At 71.9% G+C, this 17,339-nt stretch carries 15 protein-coding genes and 2 pseudogenes; 5 read left to right on the plus strand and 12 right to left on the minus strand.

From position 1 onward, the window contains the following. Positions 1-38: 38 nt before the first annotated feature. The 3 genes from HG542_RS13010 to HG542_RS13020 all read right to left on the minus strand — a co-directional run bounded on the left by HG542_RS13010 (position 39) and on the right by HG542_RS13020 (position 1,272). Positions 39-212, minus strand: a complete 174-nt coding sequence (locus HG542_RS13010; RefSeq protein WP_171080849.1) for a hypothetical protein — start codon at positions 210-212, stop codon at positions 39-41. Positions 213-560: 348 nt separating this feature from the next. Further along, positions 561-911 carry a Uma2 family endonuclease gene (locus HG542_RS13015; protein WP_171080851.1) on the minus strand — a complete coding sequence of 117 codons (351 nt, stop codon included), beginning with the start codon at positions 909-911 and terminating at the stop codon, positions 561-563. 160 nt (positions 912-1,071) lie between these two features. Continuing rightward, positions 1,072-1,272, minus strand: a complete 201-nt coding sequence (locus tag HG542_RS13020) for a hypothetical protein (RefSeq protein WP_171080853.1) — start codon at positions 1,270-1,272, stop codon at positions 1,072-1,074. A 794-nt stretch (positions 1,273-2,066) separates the two neighbouring features. Here HG542_RS13020 and HG542_RS13025 point away from each other — a divergent pair. Together HG542_RS13025 and HG542_RS13030 are read left to right on the plus strand one after the other, a co-directional pair. After that, complete coding sequence (locus tag HG542_RS13025) at positions 2,067-3,341, plus strand: helix-turn-helix domain-containing protein (RefSeq protein WP_171080855.1); 1,275 nt, start codon at positions 2,067-2,069, stop codon at positions 3,339-3,341. Between the two features lie 17 nt (positions 3,342-3,358). After that, positions 3,359-3,718, plus strand: a complete 360-nt coding sequence (locus HG542_RS13030; protein WP_171080857.1) for a hypothetical protein — start codon at positions 3,359-3,361, stop codon at positions 3,716-3,718. A gap of 67 nt (positions 3,719-3,785) precedes the next feature. Here HG542_RS13030 and HG542_RS13035 read toward each other — a convergent pair whose 3' ends face one another. The 5 genes from HG542_RS13035 to HG542_RS13055 form a co-directional block, all read right to left on the minus strand. Then, entirely contained in the window at positions 3,786-4,553 is a 768-nt protein-coding gene (locus HG542_RS13035) for a maleylpyruvate isomerase family mycothiol-dependent enzyme (RefSeq protein ID WP_171080859.1), read from the minus strand. A gap of 52 nt (positions 4,554-4,605) precedes the next feature. Beyond that, positions 4,606-5,157, minus strand: coding sequence for a hypothetical protein (locus HG542_RS13040; protein WP_171080861.1), 552 nt, complete (start codon positions 5,155-5,157; stop codon positions 4,606-4,608). Between the two features lie 128 nt (positions 5,158-5,285). After that, entirely contained in the window at positions 5,286-6,353 is a 1,068-nt protein-coding gene (locus HG542_RS13045) for a prenyltransferase/squalene oxidase repeat-containing protein (protein ID WP_171080863.1), read from the minus strand. Next, complete coding sequence (locus HG542_RS13050; protein ID WP_171080865.1) at positions 6,350-7,084, minus strand: class I SAM-dependent methyltransferase; 735 nt, start codon at positions 7,082-7,084, stop codon at positions 6,350-6,352. The genes HG542_RS13045 and HG542_RS13050 overlap by 4 nt, the downstream gene beginning before the upstream one ends. Positions 7,085-7,172: 88 nt before the next feature. After that, on the minus strand, positions 7,173-8,498 hold the full coding sequence (locus tag HG542_RS13055; RefSeq protein ID WP_171080867.1) for a glycosyltransferase family 4 protein: 1,326 nt from the start codon (positions 8,496-8,498) through the stop codon (positions 7,173-7,175). A 231-nt stretch (positions 8,499-8,729) separates the two neighbouring features. Between HG542_RS13055 and HG542_RS13060 the strand changes: the two genes are divergently transcribed. Together HG542_RS13060 and HG542_RS36260 are read left to right on the plus strand one after the other, a co-directional pair. Then, a complete protein-coding gene (locus HG542_RS13060) occupies positions 8,730-9,353 on the plus strand; it encodes a TetR family transcriptional regulator (RefSeq protein ID WP_171080869.1) in 624 nt (207 codons plus the stop codon). Between the two features lie 181 nt (positions 9,354-9,534). Next, positions 9,535-10,149, plus strand: coding sequence for a response regulator transcription factor (locus tag HG542_RS36260; protein ID WP_171080871.1), 615 nt, complete (start codon positions 9,535-9,537; stop codon positions 10,147-10,149). 246 nt (positions 10,150-10,395) lie between these two features. Here HG542_RS36260 and HG542_RS36265 read toward each other — a convergent pair. The 4 genes and pseudogenes from HG542_RS36265 to lanKC all read right to left on the minus strand — a co-directional run. Next, a pseudogene (locus HG542_RS36265) lies at positions 10,396-11,454 on the minus strand (ATP-binding cassette domain-containing protein); the annotation flags it as partial. Between the two features lie 416 nt (positions 11,455-11,870). Then, positions 11,871-13,850 (minus strand): ABC transporter ATP-binding protein, encoded by a 1,980-nt coding sequence (locus HG542_RS13075; protein WP_171080872.1) that lies wholly within the window; start codon positions 13,848-13,850, stop codon positions 11,871-11,873. A gap of 105 nt (positions 13,851-13,955) precedes the next feature. Beyond that, complete coding sequence (locus tag HG542_RS13080) at positions 13,956-14,078, minus strand: SapB/AmfS family lanthipeptide (protein WP_171080874.1); 123 nt, start codon at positions 14,076-14,078, stop codon at positions 13,956-13,958. Between the two features lie 72 nt (positions 14,079-14,150). Further along, positions 14,151-16,718 carry a class III lanthionine synthetase LanKC gene (gene lanKC / locus HG542_RS13085; RefSeq protein WP_171080876.1) on the minus strand — a complete coding sequence of 856 codons (2,568 nt, stop codon included), beginning with the start codon at positions 16,716-16,718 and terminating at the stop codon, positions 14,151-14,153. 372 nt (positions 16,719-17,090) lie between these two features. Between lanKC and HG542_RS13090 the strand changes: the two are divergent. Further along, positions 17,091-17,339 (plus strand): annotated as a pseudogene (locus HG542_RS13090) (hypothetical protein); the annotation flags it as partial.

A 17,339-nucleotide genomic window follows, 5' to 3' on the forward strand; every position in this document is an offset into this window, starting at 1 on the left:
CGGCTCATGCGGATCAGGTCCGCTGCGGTGACATCGCCTCAGTCCACGCCCTCGGGCGCCGCCGGGCTGGCGGACTCCTGACGAATCCGGTTCGCCGCCCTGATCACCTTCTCCTCCGGGGACAGGTCGGGGGGCGGCGGACGATCGGGGCAGACACGGGTGTGCAAGGTGAAGCCCTGGGTGACGGACAGGTCGCGGTCCGCCCACCTCACGGCAAAGCCATGCGCGTCGATGGCCCGTAGTCCCCCGACGTGCCGTCCCGAAGGGGAGATCGGACTGCATGCTTCGAGAGCTATGCAGCCACCGCCATGGATTTCGTACCACCTCAGCGAAGATCCGCACTCGGGACAGGTCGGCATGGGAAAAGACTGCTGACGGCGACTGCCGCCGAACAGAGCGGTCGCCGGTCGTCCCCGGAAGACAATCCCGCGGCCGGCCGGGACACGGAACGACAGCCGGGGCACCACCGGCCCCGCCCGCATGCAGGCGGCGTGGCTCGACGTGCGCCCTTGCGGAGTGCCGGGTCGCCGACTTCGCGCCAGTGATGCAGGCCTGTCGGTTCAGCGGACGAGCCGCACCAGGTCGATGTCGATGCCGAACGGTACGGACGTCCTGATCCGCTCACGGTGGATGCCGGTGGCGACGTAGGCCCGGGTCGTCTCGTCCAACTCATAGGAGTGGACGACGGGAAGACCGCGCTCCTCCTCAATACGCCAGAAATGAGGGATCCCTGCGCGCGCGTACTTGAACGGCTTGGTCTCCCGGTCCCGCTCCTGCGACTCGTCGGAGACGACCTCGACGACGAGCGCGACTTCTTCCGGCAGGAAACGCGTCCGGTGGGGGTCGTACGGGACGTTCGCGGCGACAACATCCGGCTCGGGGCGGCCTTTCACGCTCAGCGGGATGGTCATCTGCGCCTCGACGGTGTGCCCGCAGACCGGGGACGGTGTCGAGATCGTCGGCCTCCCACGTTGCTTCCGGTTCCGCTTCGGTCAACAGCCGGTCTCCCTCCACCCGTCAGGCCCTGTCTGCGGCTCGAGGCCGACCGCAGGCAGGGCCATGGCGGCACTACTACGGCTGGGGTCGGCTTCGCTCCCTGACGCAGTCGAGGCAGACCCATCCGATGCGGGCCACGAGTTGCGTCCGTTCCTTCGGGTGCTTGCCGCACCATTCGGGCGGGCCCGACCGGTCGGGCAAGTCGCGCTTGATGAGCATCCCGATCATGGACCGGTTGCCGGGCGGGGGCTCGTCCGGGACGGGAGTGTCACTCATCGTCGGCCTCCTGCTGTCCCTGGTCCGTCTCGGCCGAGGTCACGATCTCGTGCTCGAAGACGTCGTACCCATTGACTTCATCCTTGCCACCCATGGCGGTCCTCCATTCGTCGTGATTCTGCTGAGCCAGTCGCCGTCCCGGTGGGGCACAGCACTCGACGGGCTTGTAGTGGGCGCGAGTTGCAGCCGCCATGCCGGGGGTCGGCCCGGCAGGCGGTCCGCCTGTGTGGGCGACGGAAATCATGAGCGGCTTCATCATGCGTGCGCCTTCCGCAGGTGCACTCCCATGAGGGTCGCGAGCGCGACCGATCGCTCGATGTCACCCACCGCTGTTGCTGCCCGCCGAGCTTGCTTGATCCTGTCGCACTCGGCACAGCGCGCACGGGTCTCCGGCCCGGCGGTCATCCCGTCCCCTGAGCCCATAGGCGCACGGCAGAGTCCGGCTCGCCTCGCCCGGAACGGTGTTCGACACACAGACATTCCGGGTATGCCATCGAGCCAGTGGAAGGGTCAGGGCCGTCCGGCCATTCCCCGAGATCGCGGCTCACCCGCCGCCCGACTCCGGCAGCAGCATGCGCAACAGTCATCCGCGCAGGCCAGGGCCGTACTGCACTCTTCATCCTCCGCCCTCCGGTCCGATCCTCATCACTCCCGGCCAGTGGCAGCCGAGCTAATCACCAGGAAACCGAGGTGAGTTGAGCTGAACCAGAGCAGAGATGATGCACTTCTGCTGCATACTCGATGCAGCAGGCCCCTGAGCTGGGTAGACGTCTGAGCAGACGAGGGAGCAGGCATTGCCGACAAGGCAGCGTCTGGCGGAGCGCCGTAGAGCGCTGGGCTTCAGCCAGGAAGAGCTCGCGGAGAAACTCGGGGTGGACCGGACGTCCGTGGGGCGCTGGGAACGCGGCGAAACCGCTCCTCAGCCACACAGTCGACCACGGCTTGCGGGGCTGCTCAAGGTCACATTGCCGGAGCTAAATGCTCTTCTGGTGGAAGAGATGTCTTGGGGAGCCGAACCACCAGCCTCCCACGTCCCATCCCATCACTTGGACACAGGTGACCTTGACGAAATGATCCGGCGTGAATTTCTGCGACTTCTGACCATAACCGGCACACTGATTACAGCGCCGCACAGGATGACCCCCTACACCGCCAGCCCGAGTCAACCTTTCGAGACTTCCGACCCAGTCGAAGACTTCAGCACCATGAACTCCCATCTATGGCAGACCTTCTCCCTCGCCAGAAACAAGTCCGCGGCCCTCCCACTGGTGCGGGAGCAACTGTTCCTCCTGAACCGAAGCATGCACAGCGTTCGCAGCACTGCAGCGCACAAGAAGCTGTGCTCCGCTACGGGAGATATTTTCCAACTCGCAGGGGAAATCTTCTTCGACAGCAATCGCCACACAGATGCCGCCCACTGCTATTCCGTGGCCGCAAGCGCGAGCAGAGAAGCAGGGAACCCGGACCTATGGGCATGCGCCTTGACGCGTCATGCATTCATCGGAATGCATGACCGACAGTTCAAGGATGTCGTTCCCATACTGGCCGCCGCTGCAGACATTGCGCGACGAGGTGACAGCCGACTCTCCACCCGGCATTGGGTGGCTGCCGTACAAGCCGAAGCCTTCGCCGGGATCGGGGACTTGGACTCCTGCAAACGAGCCCTCGACGAAGCCGAGCAGGTTCATTCGCTCAGCGGGCAGATTCACAACGGTGGATGGTTGCGTTTCGACGGCTCCCGCTTGGCCGAAGAGCGCGGAACCTGCTACACCAAGCTGGGCCGGTCCGATCTCGCCGAGGCCGCCTTGGTCGATGCCTTGTCTCAAAATCTGTCGTCGCGCAGGAAGGGCAGCGTACTTGCCGACCTCGCTGCACTCGGAGCGCAGCGGCACGACGTCGACCAACTGTTCAGCCATGCCAATGCTGCAATTGACCTGGCCCGTCAAACCAGGTCAGGCTATGTGGCGCACAGGCTGAACGACCTGAAGGGCCAGCTGGACTCACTGATGCCTGACAGTCGCGTCACTCAACTCATCGAGGGAATCTCGGCTTTGAACATCGTTGGATGACCAGGAGAGGATTCATCATGCACGAGGAGCAAGGGCGGTCGTTCCGTGAGGCATGGATCGCCGGTGTCAAGAAGCACTACCCAGGCGAGCCCAAGCCCGGATACATCACCCCCTGGGAGGAAACTCCCGACTGGGAACGGCAGTCCGCAGCCGCCGTGTACGGGCAGGTAGCACAGTTCGTCGACGTCAGCGCCGGAAACACGGCCAAGCTCACGCGTGAACAGAAGGGGCGGTTCGTCGCAATGTGCTGGATCGCCCAGATCCACAAGCACATTGACGACCCGAAGCCCGGCTACGTTGCCGACTGGGACCTCTTGCCCGAATGGCAGCGCGAGACCGATTCCGACATCTTCGAGGCCATCGAACGCCACACGTAGCACATGGGCACCGCAGAGAACCCCCGCAGCAACAACCCGCCGCGGGGGCTCCCATCGGCACCGCCCCTCAGAACTGCGCCTTCTCCAGCCAGAGATCCAGCACCGCCCGGTCCCCCGACACCGTCACCGTGTCGAAGTCCGCCGGGAGGCGGCGGTAGAAGATGCGGAGGATGTCCGCGACCGGGCCGCGGACCGCCACCGCCGCCTTTTCGTGGGCGTGCCGCCACGCGATCCCGTCACCGGTCAGGTCGATGAACCACTCGCCCTGGGTTTCCGGCGGGGTGTCCGTCGCGTGGAGGTGGATGGTGCGGCCGGGGCCGAGGACCTCCTTCAGGGCCGGGCGGACGTCCATGGCCGTCATCATGACGAGTATCTCCAGCCATTCGTCCAGGCAGTCGGCCGCCAGCGCCGCGTCCACCGTGTAGTCGGCGCCCGTCGTCACGGCCACGTCCGCCCGGTGGACCACCGTCTCGTGGGCCGCGCGGCGGGCCCAGAACGAGGCCGGCTGGTCTATGCCGAAGGGCCGGACGCGGGCGTCCGGGCCCGCGTCGCGCAGGCTGCGCGCCAGCGCCCTGGCGCCGTCCGCCAGCCAGACGTCCAGGGCGTCCGCGTCGGCCGGGTCCGGGCCGTCCGTGTGCGGCTCGGCGGCCCGGTCGCGGACGGCCGCCTCGATGGTGCGGTGGGCCCGGCCCAGGTGCAGCAGGAGGTCCGCCAGCGTCCAGTCGGGGCACGTGGGGACGGGGGCCGCGAGGTCGGCGCCCTGGAAAGCGGCTCTCAGCAGGCCGGTCTGGGAGACGATCTCCGAACAGTAGCGTTCGTAAGGGAAAGCACTCATGGGCTCCACTGTATGGGCGGCCACCGACAACGCCCTTGCCGGAACGGGCCGTTCAGCTTCCCTTCTGGACCTCCGAGTACGACGGGACCTTGTCCTTGACCTCCGCCCCCGCGCTCTTGCCCGCGTCCTTCACCCCGTTGATGACGTCGCCGAACGAGTTCACGTCGGCATCCGTCGCATCGCCCTTGCGGATCTTGGTGGAGAGGTTCTTGAGCGAGTCGATCCCGGCCGTCAGCGGCGCCAGTGCCTTCGACAGTGTCGGGTCGCCCTTGGCGTTCTCCGTCGCCGCCTTCAGGCGGTTGTACGCGAACGTGCCGGCCAGGCCCGCCTTGACGAGGGCGGTCGTGCGGCCTTTCTCGCCCTTCTTGAACGTCCCCTGCTTGAAGGGCTTGATGATCCACTGGTAGGTGGCCCCGGCCGCGAGGCCCGCATTGGTGACGAAGCGGGTCTTGGCGAACTTCTGCTTCTCCGTCGAGCTCGTCGGCGTCGCCTCTCCCCCGGACTTCTCCTTCTTGCCCCCGCAGGCCACCGCGCCGCCGAGGAGGAGGCAGCAGGCGAGCAGGGCGGCCAGGGCGGTACGGACGCGGCGGGAGCGGCGGTTCACGGGTGCCTCCGGCGGAGCTCGGGGACAGGCTGGCGGACCATGACAAGGGTGCGCCCTTCAGCCTTACCCACGCCGCGGGCCGCCGCCATCCGGAACGGACCGTTCGGAGGAGGCGTACGGGAGCACTTTCAGCAGCAGTCCGGCTCCAGGCCCGACGGCAGCCGCTCTCCCCCGAACACGGACACCGTCGCCTCGTCCCCGCCCAGCGCCGCCACCGCCAGCAGCAGCGAACCGGCCGTCCACGACGTGCACTCCCGCGGCCAGACCGCCTCGTCGTCGAAGACGTAGCCCGTCCAGTACATGCCGTCCTCGGCCCGCAGGTGCTGGATCCACTGCAGGATCTGCACCGCCCGGTCGGACTCGCCCATCGCCCAGAGCGTCAGGGCGAGTTCGCAGCTCTCGCCGCCCGTCACCCAAGGGTTCGGCACGACACAGCGCACGCCCAGGCCGGGCACGACGAAGCGGTCCCAGCCCTCCTCGATGCGCTCCTTGGCCGCCGGGCCGGTGACCGCGCCGCCGAGCACCGGGTAGTACCAGTCCATGGAATAGCGGCTCTTGTCCAGGAACCGCTCCGGGTGGTGCCGTATCGCGTGCGCGAGCAGGCCGGCCGCCAGTTCCCAGTCCGGCTGGGGCTCCTCGCGGTGCTCGGCGATGGCCAGCGCGCAGCGCAGCGCCTGGTGGACGGAGGAGGACCCGGTGAGCAGGGCGTCGGTGACGGGCGTGCCGTCCTCCTCCCGCTTCCAGCCGATCTGCCCGCCGGGCTGCTGGAGTTGGAGCACGAACTCGACGGCGGCGTAAACGGTCGGCCACATGCGGTCGAGGAAGGCGTCGTCGCCGGTGGAGAGGTAGTGGTGCCAGACGCCTACGGCGATGTAGGCGACGAAGTTCGACTCGCGGCTGCGGTCGGTGGGTTCGTCGGCGGCGCCGTCGGCGTAGGCCGCGTACCAGGAGCCGTCGGGGTTCTGGTGCCGGGCGAGCCAGGTGTACGCGGCCTCGGCGCGGGTGTGTTCGCCTGCGGCGTCCAGGGCCATGGCGGCCTCGACGTGGTCCCACGGGTCGAGGTGGTGGCCGCGGAACCAGGGTATGGCGCCGTCGGTGCGCTGGGTCGCGGCGATGCCGGCCACCGTGCGGGCGGCCTCCTCCGCGGTGAGGACGCCGGGCAGGACCAGGCGTTCGGTACGGCCGGGGCTGGTCATTCGGCGGCCTGCGCAGGGAGGTGCGGCTTCGTCGCGTAGGCGACGAAGCTCTTGCCGATGACCGGGTTGAGGGCCTGTTCGGCGAGCCGGGTGGCCAGCGGCTTCTTCATGATGTCCCAGACCAGCAGCTTGTGGTACGCGCGGACGGGCAGCACCTTGTCGTTGTCCACGCCGAAGGCGCACTTGAGCCACCAGTAGGGGCTGTGCAGGCCGTGCGCGTGGTGGGTGCCGTAGGGCTTGAGGCCGGCCTCCTCCATCTTGCGCAGCAGCTCGTCCGCCTTGTAGATGCGGATGTGTCCGCCCTCGACCTCGTGGTACGCGTCGCTGAGTGCCCAGCAGACCTTCTCCGGGCCGTAGCGGGGCACCGTGACGGCTATCCGGCCGCCCGGCTTGAGGACGCGGACCATCTCGGCGAGGACGCCCTTGTCGTCCGGGATGTGCTCCATGACCTCGGAGATGATGACGACGTCGAACGAGGCGTCGGGGAAGGGCAGCGCGAGCGCGTCGCCCTCCATCGCCGTGGCGGTGGCGCCGGCGGGGGCCTCGCCGGCCTCCTTCATGGCGGCGAACCACTTGGCGACCTCGCGGATCTCCTCCGCGTTGCGGTCGAGGGCGACGACGCGCGCTCCGCGCCGGTAGCACTCGAAGGCGTGGCGGCCCGCGCCGCAGCCCAGGTCGAGGACGCGGTCGCCGGCGGCGAGCGGGAAGCGGGAGAAATCGACGGTCAGCACGAGTCCTTGCCTTCTGGGCTTGCCGCCCGGGGGAGGGGTTCGTTCCTGCGCCGTGCCGGCGCGGGGCGGGGCGCTGCGTGGGCGGCGCTCAACGGTTCGCCGTCCTCAGCGCCGCACGGTACTGCCGTACCGTGCCCAACGCCGCCTGGCGCCATGTGAAGCGGGCCAGGACCCGTTCCCGGCCCGCGGCGCCGAGCCGCTGCCGGAGCGCCTCGTTGTCCAGCAGGCGGGCGAGGCCCGATGCCAGGGCGCCGGGGTCGCCCGGCGGGACGGCCAGGCACGTTTCGCCGTCGGGGCCCGCAACTTCGGGGATGGCGCCGCCGGTGGTGGCGAGCAGCGGAGTGCCGGTGGCCATGGCCTCGGCGGCCGGCAGCGAGAAGCCCTCGTACAGCGAGGGCACACACGCGACCTGCGCGGAGCGCACCAGGTCGACGAGTTCCGCGTCGCTGATGCCCTTGACGAACTCGACGGCCCCGTCGAGCCCGCAGCGCCGGATCGCCGTGGCGACCGGGCCCTTCTCGGGCCGCTTGCCGACCACGACCAGGTGGGCCTGCGGGTTGCGGGCCCGTACCACCGCGAGCGCCTCCACCAGGTGGACCAGGCCCTTGAGGGGGACGTCCGCGCTGGAGGTGGTGACGATGCGTCCCGGAACCTCCGGTATCGACGGGTCGGGCGAGAACAGGTCGGTGTCCGTGCCGATGTGGACGACGTGGATCCGGTCCCGCCGCACACCGAGGTGCTGCACGATCTCGTCGCGCGACGAGCCGGAGACGGTGAGGACGGACGGCAGCCGCCGGGCGACCCGCTTCTGCATGCGCGTGAAGCCGTACCAACGGCGCACGGAGGCACGCCGCTTCCAGTCCGGCGCGGCGGCGAGGTCGAGCTGCCGGTCGACGGTGATGGGGTGGTGGATCGTGGTGACGAGCGGGGCGCCCAGCACGTCGGGCCCGCCGAGGAGGCCGTAGCCCAGGGTCTGGTTGTCGTGGACGACGTCGAACTCGCCGCGCCGCGCGGCGAGATGGCGCCGGGCGCGCAGGCTGAAGGTGAGCGGCTCCGGGAAGCCGCCGGTCCACATGGTGGAGACCTCCAGCGCGTCGATCCAGTCGCGGTACTCGTCGCGCGCGGGGGTGCGGAAGGGGTCGGGCTGCCGGTAGAGGTCGAGGCTGGGGAGCTCGGTGAGGCGCACGCCCGGCTCGGGGTCGAGGACGGGGTACGGCTGGGAGCCGATGACCTCCACCGAGTGGCCGAGGCGGGCGAGTTCGCGGGAGAGGTGTCGTACGTAGACGCCCTGGCCGCCGCAGAACGGGTTCCCCTTGTAGGTGAGCAGCGCGATGCGCAGCGGCCGGTCGCCGCCGCCCCCGGCCGGGAGGCCGCCGCCCCGCGTGAACGCTGCCTCCGTGGCCTCAGCGGTCACTCCGGCCTCCTTGTCGCTGCTGTTCCGCCGGAGCGTAACCGGTCGCGCTAATCTAGAACAAGTTTCAGACTGGGTCGTCCAGAAGCCCTGAATCTACCGGCACGACGGGCGGCCGAAAGGGCGCCGTCGGGTGATTCGCGCCACGGCCCGGCCCCTGCCATGCTGTGCCGTCCGGGCCGTACGGAGGCACCCCCAGAGGCAGCCGGGGAGGATGGGCACGGAATGGGACACATGACTACGCACCGCACGCCGTCCGCCGGGACGGCCGCACCGCCCGGCACCGCCGCCATGTCCCTGACGGAGCGCCAGGAGGAGCGGCGGCGCCGCATCCTGCAGGCGACCGCCCGGCTGGCCGGGCGCGGCGGTTACGACGCGGTGCAGATGCGCGAGGTCGCCGAGTCCGCGGGCGTCGCCCTCGGCACCCTCTACCGCTACTTCCCCTCCAAGGTCCACCTGCTCGTCGCCACCATGCAGGACCAGCTGGAACAGCTGCACGCGACGCTGCGCAAGCGGCCGCCGACCGAGGAGGACCCGGCGGCCCGGGTCGCCCAGACCCTGATGCGGGCGTTCCGCGCGATGCAGCGCGAACCGCACCTGGCCGACGCCATGGTGCGGGCCCTCACCTTCGCCGACCGCTCGGTGAGCGCCGAGGTCGACGCGGTGTCCCGGCTGACCACCGCCATCATCCTGGACGCGATGGGACTGACCGGGCCGCCCGGCGCCGAACAGCTCTCGGCCGTGCGCGTCATCGAGCACACCTGGCACTCCGCACTGATCACCTGGCTCTCGGGGCGGGCCTCCATCGCCCAGGTGAAGATCGACATCGAAACGGTGTGCCGGCTCATCACCAGGTGACGGGCCCGCCGGGCCCCGGTAGGCGCAACTTGCTCGCGCGTGGGGCACACATGGCCGATTCGATACGTCCTCACGCCCCCGGGCGCCCTAATTTCCGTACCCAGGACAGCGGTTCACGTCGGTATGAATTGACCGACGTGACCGGGACGGTTCGTCACAGGGAACGGGGAGGGACGGAAACGTGATCCGAGTCCTGCTCATACACGACACCTGCCTGCTGCGCACGGCACTGGCGACCGTGCTCGGCAGAGAGCCGGACCTGGAAGTCGCCTCGGCACCCTGGCAAGGAGCAGCCGCCGGTTACCGGACACTGCGGCCGGATGTGTGCGTCGTCGACATGGACGGCCCCGAGGCGGGCGGCCCGCGCGGCATCGGCGACCTCGCGCTCCGATGTCAGGCGCCGGGCGGCGGGGGCGCCGCGCTGCTCGCCCTGGCCACACCCGGGCGGCCGGGACCGCTGCGCCGGGCCTTCGAGGAGGGCGCGTTGGGATACCTGAGCAAGAACACCTCGCCGGACCGGCTGGTCGAGGGCATCCGGCACGTGGCCAAGGGCGAGCGGTACATCGACGAGTCGCTCGGCCACGGCTTCCTGGAGGCCGCGGCCATGCCGCTGACCCGAAGAGAGCTGAGCGTGCTGTCACTTGCCGCGGAGGGGGCCTCCATCGGGGAGATCGCCCGCAGTCTGCACCTGTCGAACGGAACCGTACGCAATTACATGGCCGCCATCACCCGGAAGACCGGGGCCCGCAACCGGGTCGACGCGATCCGCATATCGCAGGGGGCGGGATGGCTGTGAGACGGCCGCGTCCCCCCGTGGCCCGCCGTCTCCCATGAGGTCGCGGTAGAGCGCCGAGCGCTGCAGCAGCTCGGTGTGCGTCCCGACGGTCGTCCGCGCCCCGTCCATGACGAGGACCCGGCCCGCGCGCCGGGCCGAGCCGGCGCGGTGCGCGATCACGACGAGGGTGCCGCCGGGGCGCGCCGCGAAGGCGCGCTCCGCGCGCGCCTCGGCGGCCGGGTCGAGGTGGCAGGCCGCCTCGTCCAGCAGCACGACGGGGGCCGGGGAGAGGTATGCGCGCACCAGCGCGATCTGCTGCCGCTCCCCCGCCGACAGCTCGGCGGGGACCAGCGGCGCGGCCAGGCCGCCGAGCCGGTCGAGGAGTTCACCGGCGCCCACCGCCTCGGCGGCGGCCAGCACCTCGCGGTCGGGGACGGGGTCGGTACGGAGGTGGCGGAGGTTCTCGCCGACGGTGCCGGAGAAGACGTACGCCTCCTGCGGGATCAGCACCCGCAGGGCGCGGGCGCCCTGGTCCCGGGCCGGGATCCCGCACACCGAGACCTCGCCCTGCTGCGGCTCCAGCATCCCCGCGACCAGGGCGGCCAGCGTCGACTTGCCGATGCCGCTGAGGCCGACGACGGCGAGGTGGGAGCCGTGCGGGAGGGCCAGGTGGAGACGGTCGACGACGGGGTCGGCGTGGGGGCCGTGGGCGAAGGTGACGCCGCGCAGGGCGACGGCGGGGGCGCCCGGGACGGCTGCGTGCTGCAACCCCGGTGCCGGCCGCGGGGGTTCGGCCATCAGGCGGCGCAGCACGACCGCCAGCCGGGAGCCGTTCGCCCCCAGGCCGTGCATGAGGTTCTGCAGGCCCGGCAGCAGGGACTGGGTGAGATAGGCGAGGGCGCCGGCGAGCGCCCCCGCGGACACCCCGTGGTCCAGCAGCCGGGGCGCGGCGACCAGCAGCAGCACGACGGGCAGCCGGCCGGCGACCGCCAGCGCCGCCACACGCACCACGGACCAGCGGGCGAGGGCGTACGCGGCGTCCCGCTCGGCGTCGACGAGGGCCGCGGTGTCGGCGTGGACCGGGTCCTCGGCGCCCGCGGCCGCGACGTCGCGCAGGCCCGCGCAGACATCGCCCAGCGACTTCGCGACGGCCTCGTCGGCGTCCAGGAAGGCCTCCTGACGGCCGACGAGAGGGCGCAGCGTCACGGCGAACAGCGCCAGGCCCGCGAGCAGCGGCGGCAGAACGAGCACGAGCAGCACGGGGGCGAGGAGGCACAGCCCGACGAGTGCCCCGACGGCGGTGAAGACGAACGTCCGCGCAACCATGACCAGTCCCGCGAACGTGTCGCGGGCGATCTCCACTTGGTGCGTGAGCCGGGACACGGCGGCGCGGTCGCCGTCGTGCAGCGCGCGGGCGACGACGCGCCGCACGAGGGCGTCCCGCAAGGGCTCGGCGAGGGCGGCGGTGCCGCGATAGGTGCGCCCGGTCCCGTAGGCACCGACGAGAACGGCCACGGCGGCACCGGCCAGCCAGGCGAGCCCGGGCACCGGCTTCCCGGCGAGGAACCCGGCGTCGAGGGCCCGGGCGAGGGCGTATCCGGTGGCGAAGGTGTACGCGGCCTCGGCGACCGACCACCCGGCGAGCACGGCGACGGCGCGGCGCCGCCGCCACAGGAACCGGACGCCCTCCCGGGCCGGGGAAGGGGAACTCGGGGCCTCGCCCTGGGGTTTCGGGTCCACGGTCAGCCCTCCGCGCCTTCGCCGCGGGGGACTTGGTGCGGCCGGTGGGGACCACCGGGCGCGTGCGCGGTGGTTGCCCGCCGCGGCGGCGGAGAGAAGGGGCCGGGCCCGGACACCTCCGGCTCCTGCCGACCCTCGGCGCCCCACGCAGTGGGAGGCTCCCCGCCGTCGCGGGAGGCTCGCTGTCGCCGGTGCGGACCGCCGGGCGTGTCCGCCTCGGTTGCCCGCCGCGGCGGCGGAAGGGAGGGGCCGGGCCCCGCCCCCTCCGGGTCGGCGAAAGCCGCACAGTAGCCCGGTAGTTCGCACAAGTGCGCGTGGGTTCCCACCGCTCGGATCCGGCCATCCTCCAGCCAGGCCACCTGGTCCGCGCGGGCCGCCGTCGTGGTGCGGTGGGCCACGACCAGGCAGGTGCGGGCCGGGCCCGCGGCGGTCAGGAGGGTGTGGGTGATGCGGTGTTCCGTCACCGCGTCCAGGCTCGACGTCGCGTCGTCCAGGACGATCAGGCGGCTGCCCGGGCGGGCGAACGCCCTCGCCAGGCCCAGGCGTTGGGCCTCGCCGCCCGACAAGGGGGCCGTCGCGCAGGGTGTGTCGTAGCGTTCCGGGAGGCGGCGGACGAAGGTGTCCGCGCAGGCGGCCCGCGCCGCTGCGGTCACCGTTCCGGGGGCGGGCGGGTGCGGGCCCAGGCCGATCGTGCCGGCGATCGTGCCGCCGAGCAGCGCGGGGCGGGCGAAGGCGTAGGCGATGTGGGAGCGCAGCGCGGTGCGGGTGAGGTCGCGGAGGGGGACCCCGTCCAGCTCCACGACGCCCGCATCGGGGTCGGCCAGCCGGCCCGCCAGTTCGGCGAGGGCCGACGTGCCGGCGTCCGAGCGGCCGACGACCGCCACGGTCGTACCGCCCGGCACCACCAGGTCCAGCCCGTCCAGCACGGTCCGGCCCCCGCGGATCGCGGTCACGCCGCGCAGCCGCAACGTCCCGTCGCCCGCGGGCAGTTCCCGCGGCCCGTACCGCGCCGGCGGCTCCGCGAGGATCTCCGCCAGCCGTCCGGCGGCCGTGCGCGCGTGCACCAGCGCGTTGAGGCGGCCGACGATCGCTCCGATCCCGGCGGCCAGCACCGCGTAGCGCGAGGCGGCCAGCACATCGCCGACGCTGAGGGCGCCCTGCGCGAGCCGCAGCCCGGCGACGGCCAGCACGACGATCTGCAGCAGCGGCACCACGGCCGCCGTCTGCGCGGCCGACCGGCCCTGGACCCGCCACATGCGATGGCCCTCGCGGGAGAGGCCGGGGAGCGGCTGCAGGATGCGGTCCGCCTCGCGGCGGCCCGTGCCGGCGGCGGCAATGGTGCGTACGCCGTCGAGGGCCTCGACGAGCCGGCCCGCCAGGTCGCCCTGGAGGCGCTGGTAGGCGATGAGGCAGTCGGTGGAGGCCCGGGTGAAGGCGCGCAGCAGGAGGAAGAGGGCGGGGGCCCCGGCCAGGAAGGCGACGGCGAGCCAGGGGTCGACGAGGCCGAGCGCGGCGATCCCGCCGAGCGGCGCGGCGACGGAGGCGACGGCCGAGGCGAGGCTGCCGGGGGCCGTGCCCACATAGGCGGCGTTGCCGACGAGCCGCGTGACGAGGTCGCCGGGGGCGAACCGGGCGGTGGCCCGCGGCCCGACGGCGAGGACGTGCCCGAGCACCCGGTTCCGCAGCCACGCCGTGGCACCGGCGGCCGTGGTGCCGGTGAGCAGGCCGTCGAGCGCATCGAAGACGGCCGGTGCGCACAGCAGCAGCGCGCACAGCACGACCCAGCGGCTCGCCTCGCCGCTCTGCCGCGCGAGCAGCAGGTCGACGGTGTGGCCGAGGACGGCGGGCAGCAACAGGGCGGCTCCCGTGCCTGCGACGGAGGTCAGGCCGAGGACGAGCGTGCGGGCGCCGACGTGCCGGGTCGCGTCGGCGACGAGCCGGTCACCGCCGCCGAGGCGGCTCCGGCGATGCCTCGCGGCCATGGCGGAAAACCTTCCGTACGGTCGAGCGGGCCCTCCCGCCGAGGAGGGAGGGCCCGCCCGGAGCGGTCACCGGTTACCGATCACCACGGGCATGTCTCGGACACGTCAGAGACACAGGGCGACGCTGGCGACGCTGTCGCAGAGCAGCAGGCTGAGCTGGCTGCCGCCGCCACCGCCGCCGTGCGCCTGCTCTTCGGACTCCATGTCCTGAAGGTCGAGAAGCGACATGATGTTTCCTTTCGTCACATACATGGGGACAGGGGTTGTGCCACGACTCCTCCGCATCGGCGGGGAGCCGGTTCAGGGGCGCCCGTGCGGGCGCGGGAGGAACGGCAGTTGTGCCGTGCGGTCGCCGAGGGCGGAGCCCAGGGCGAGCAGGCAGCCTGCGGTTCCGGTGGCGAGGTCCATGGACAGCCGCATCATCTGGTGGCCCGGGAAGGCCAGTTCGCCCTGATGAACCATGCTGTACCAGCCCAGTGCGGCGATCTGCCGCGCGAGATGGTCCGGGGCGGCCCCGGGCGCGGTGGTGCGGGCGAGGTGCCAGATCATCCCGGCCCGGCCCTGGAACAGGCCGGGTTGCGCGTAGAAGCGCGACCGGGCGGCGGCGAGGATCCCGGAGCGGGCCTCGGCCAGGTCGGATCCGGGCACGTGCCCGAGGTAGTCGTCCAGGACGGCACCGATGCCGACGCTGCCGTCGCCGAGGTAGGGCAGGGTGCGCCAGCCCTCGTCCACGGCCAGCGCGCCGCGGGCCGTCCGCACGCACCGCTCCAGGTCCGCGCGCAGGGCGGCCCCGGCGAGGTCGAGCAGGTCCGGGGCGCCCGTCCGCTCGTACAGCCGCAGGAAGAACAGGGCGGGCCCGGTGGCACCGTGCAGCAGCCCGGCCCGGCCGGGCCCCGGCGCTGCGGGGGCGGCCATCCGGTCGGCGAGCAACTGGGCGGCTTCGACGGCCCGTTCGTGGAAGTCCCGTTCGCCGGTGACGCGGCCGAAGTGGTCGAGGACGAGCCCGATGCCGGCGAGGCCGCCGTGCAGGCCGGAGCCGAGGCGCTGCCACCGTTCGCCGAGGACCGTCGCGACGAGGTCGAGCGCGCGGTCGCGGTGCCCGAGCCGGTCGAGGACGAAGGCGGCACCGGCCAGCCCGTCGTAGAGGCCGGGCGGGGTGCCGGGCGGTGCAGGGTCGGTGTGGTCGAGCAGCCACTGCTCACCGGTCTCGTACCGCGGCGCGCCGGTCTCGGCGAGGGCGTGGAGCACGCCGGCGGCACCGTGCGCGAGCCCGAGGCCGCCGCCTTCGGTGAACTGGGCGATGTCGCCGGGGAAGAGCCGGTCGTCACGGTCGGGCGTGGCGGAGGCGAGGAGGGCGCGGACCATGGAGTCCCGGCTGCGCGGCCAGTCGCCGGGCTCGGGCAGGGGCTGCTGCCGTCGCCGGGTCCCGCCCTCCTCGCGGGTGATCTCGTCGACCGCCTCGTCCAGGAACTCCCGCGGCACGTCCGGGAATTCGGCGGCGATGACGTCCGCGAGATGGGCGGCCTTGCCGCGGTCGACGGCGAGGAGCGTGGTGATGGGCAGGAACAGGGCGAGCCGCAGGCAGGCCAGCGCGTACCGGTCGGTGCTCGTGCCGGTGCGGCCGGGTGGGGCGCAGAAGCCGGGGTGGGCGACGACCTGGCGCGTCCGGTCGGAGACGTCGGCGGCGGCCTCGAAGTCGATGAGGACGACGGACCGTTCGTCCGGCGCGACCATGATGTTGAACATGTGCAGGTCGTTGAAGACCACTCCCCTGCCGTGCACCGCCTCGACCGCCTCCTCGACGGCGCGGTGGATGCGCAGCGCCCAGGCCGTGTAGGCGGCGAGTGCGGCGGGGTCGGGGTCGGTGGCGAGCAGCGGATGCCGTTCGGCGAAGTAGGAGTTGAGGGTGCGGCCCTCGACGAAGTCCATGACGAGGAAACGATGGTCGCCCAGGGTGCACCAGTCGCGCACGGCGGGGGCGACGCCGAGCCCGGAGAGCCGTTCCAGTGCCGCCTTCTCCCGCTCCAGCCGGGCGATGGCGTCGGCCCCGTCCGCGGCGAGCCCGGCGTGCGGGCGGCCCTCCTTGAGCACGACCGCCCGCCCGTCGCGCAGATCGGTGCCGCGGTAGACGCCGCCGCCGTTGGAGAAGTGCAGGGCCTTCTCGATGCGGTACGGCAGTTCGCCGACGGTCGTGGCGTTGCGGGCGGCGAGGTGGGGTTCCAGGAAGGCGGGGAGCGTCACCCAGGACGGGACCTGGAAGGCGGGGTTCCGGGAATCCGGCACGAGCCGGCCCGTACCGTCCTCGACGGCGTGGACGAGTGCGCCGCGCCCGTCGAGGCAGTAGCGCCGCTCGAAGGCCCCGTACCGCACGTACAACGGCCCCTCGTGCCAGCGCAGATCGGTGAGGATGTACGGCCCCGGCCGTCCGCCGACGATCTCGTGCAGTTCGGTGAGCACCGTGTGCAGCTCCTGCTCGTCCCGCGGATAGACGGTGACGAACTTCCCGCTGGCATCACGGGCCGCGTACTTGCTGTTGCGCAGGTGCAGGAGGGGGCGGCTGGGGACGAACTTGAACGAGATGCCCCGCGGGATGCAGTAGTCCCACACGGCGGCGGCCGTCTTCTCGGCGGAGTCGGCGGTGGCGGACACGTGGATCTTCCAGCCCTGGGAGGGGAGTTGCCGCCCGCCCGTCTGTTCGAGTCCGGGAATGAGGTGCAGCCAGTCGCCACTACGGGCGGTCCGCCATCCGCCGGGCGCGGCCCGCCGGGCGGGCTCGAAGAGGGCGTCGTCGCGGCTGCTGTCCAGACGGTCCGGGGTCTCGTAGAAGTGCCGGTCGGCCAGGCAGTGGACCTCGTACCGCTTGTCCATGTGAGCATCCCCCTCGGCCCGTCCGCTGACGGAATGAGATTTCCACGGCGGCCGAGGGCGGAACAGTCACAGGTGTCATGACGTGACCATGCGGAACGCATGAGTAACTTTGCGCTGGTCCAGGCCTTTTGATGTTCATGCGGATGCTCCCACGGGTGTTCCCGCGGGGGTAGGTCGCGGGGTGTGGTCGCGGGGTGGCTCCTGAGCGGAACCGGGGGCGGTCGCGGTCCCCCGCGCCCATCGCCGGTCGCCGCGGTGCGGTTCTGTAGCCTGCCGGGAGATCACTGACATGGGGGAGGAGCAGGCGTTGCCATTGACGGAGCCGGCACCGGACGCGGTGGCGGTCGACGGCGAGGACGGAGGGGGCGGGGAATGAGTGACGGCCTCAAGGCGAACAAGGCGGCGATGGATGCCATCGCGAGCGGCATCAACGGCGCCATCGGTGAACTGAAGGGTGTCGGCACACCGGGCGCGGCCGCCGTCGGCCGCGGCTTCTCGGAGCTCTCCCTCTCCGGGATGGAGACGGGGCACGAGGGACTGAGCTCCTCCTTCAAGGAGTTCTGCGACCGCTGGGAGTGGGGCGTACGGGCGCTCCTGCACGACGCGAACGAGTTCGCGGAA

It is taken from the genome of Streptomyces morookaense, assembly GCF_013030945.1.
Classification (GTDB): domain Bacteria; phylum Actinomycetota; class Actinomycetes; order Streptomycetales; family Streptomycetaceae; genus Streptomyces; species Streptomyces morookaensis.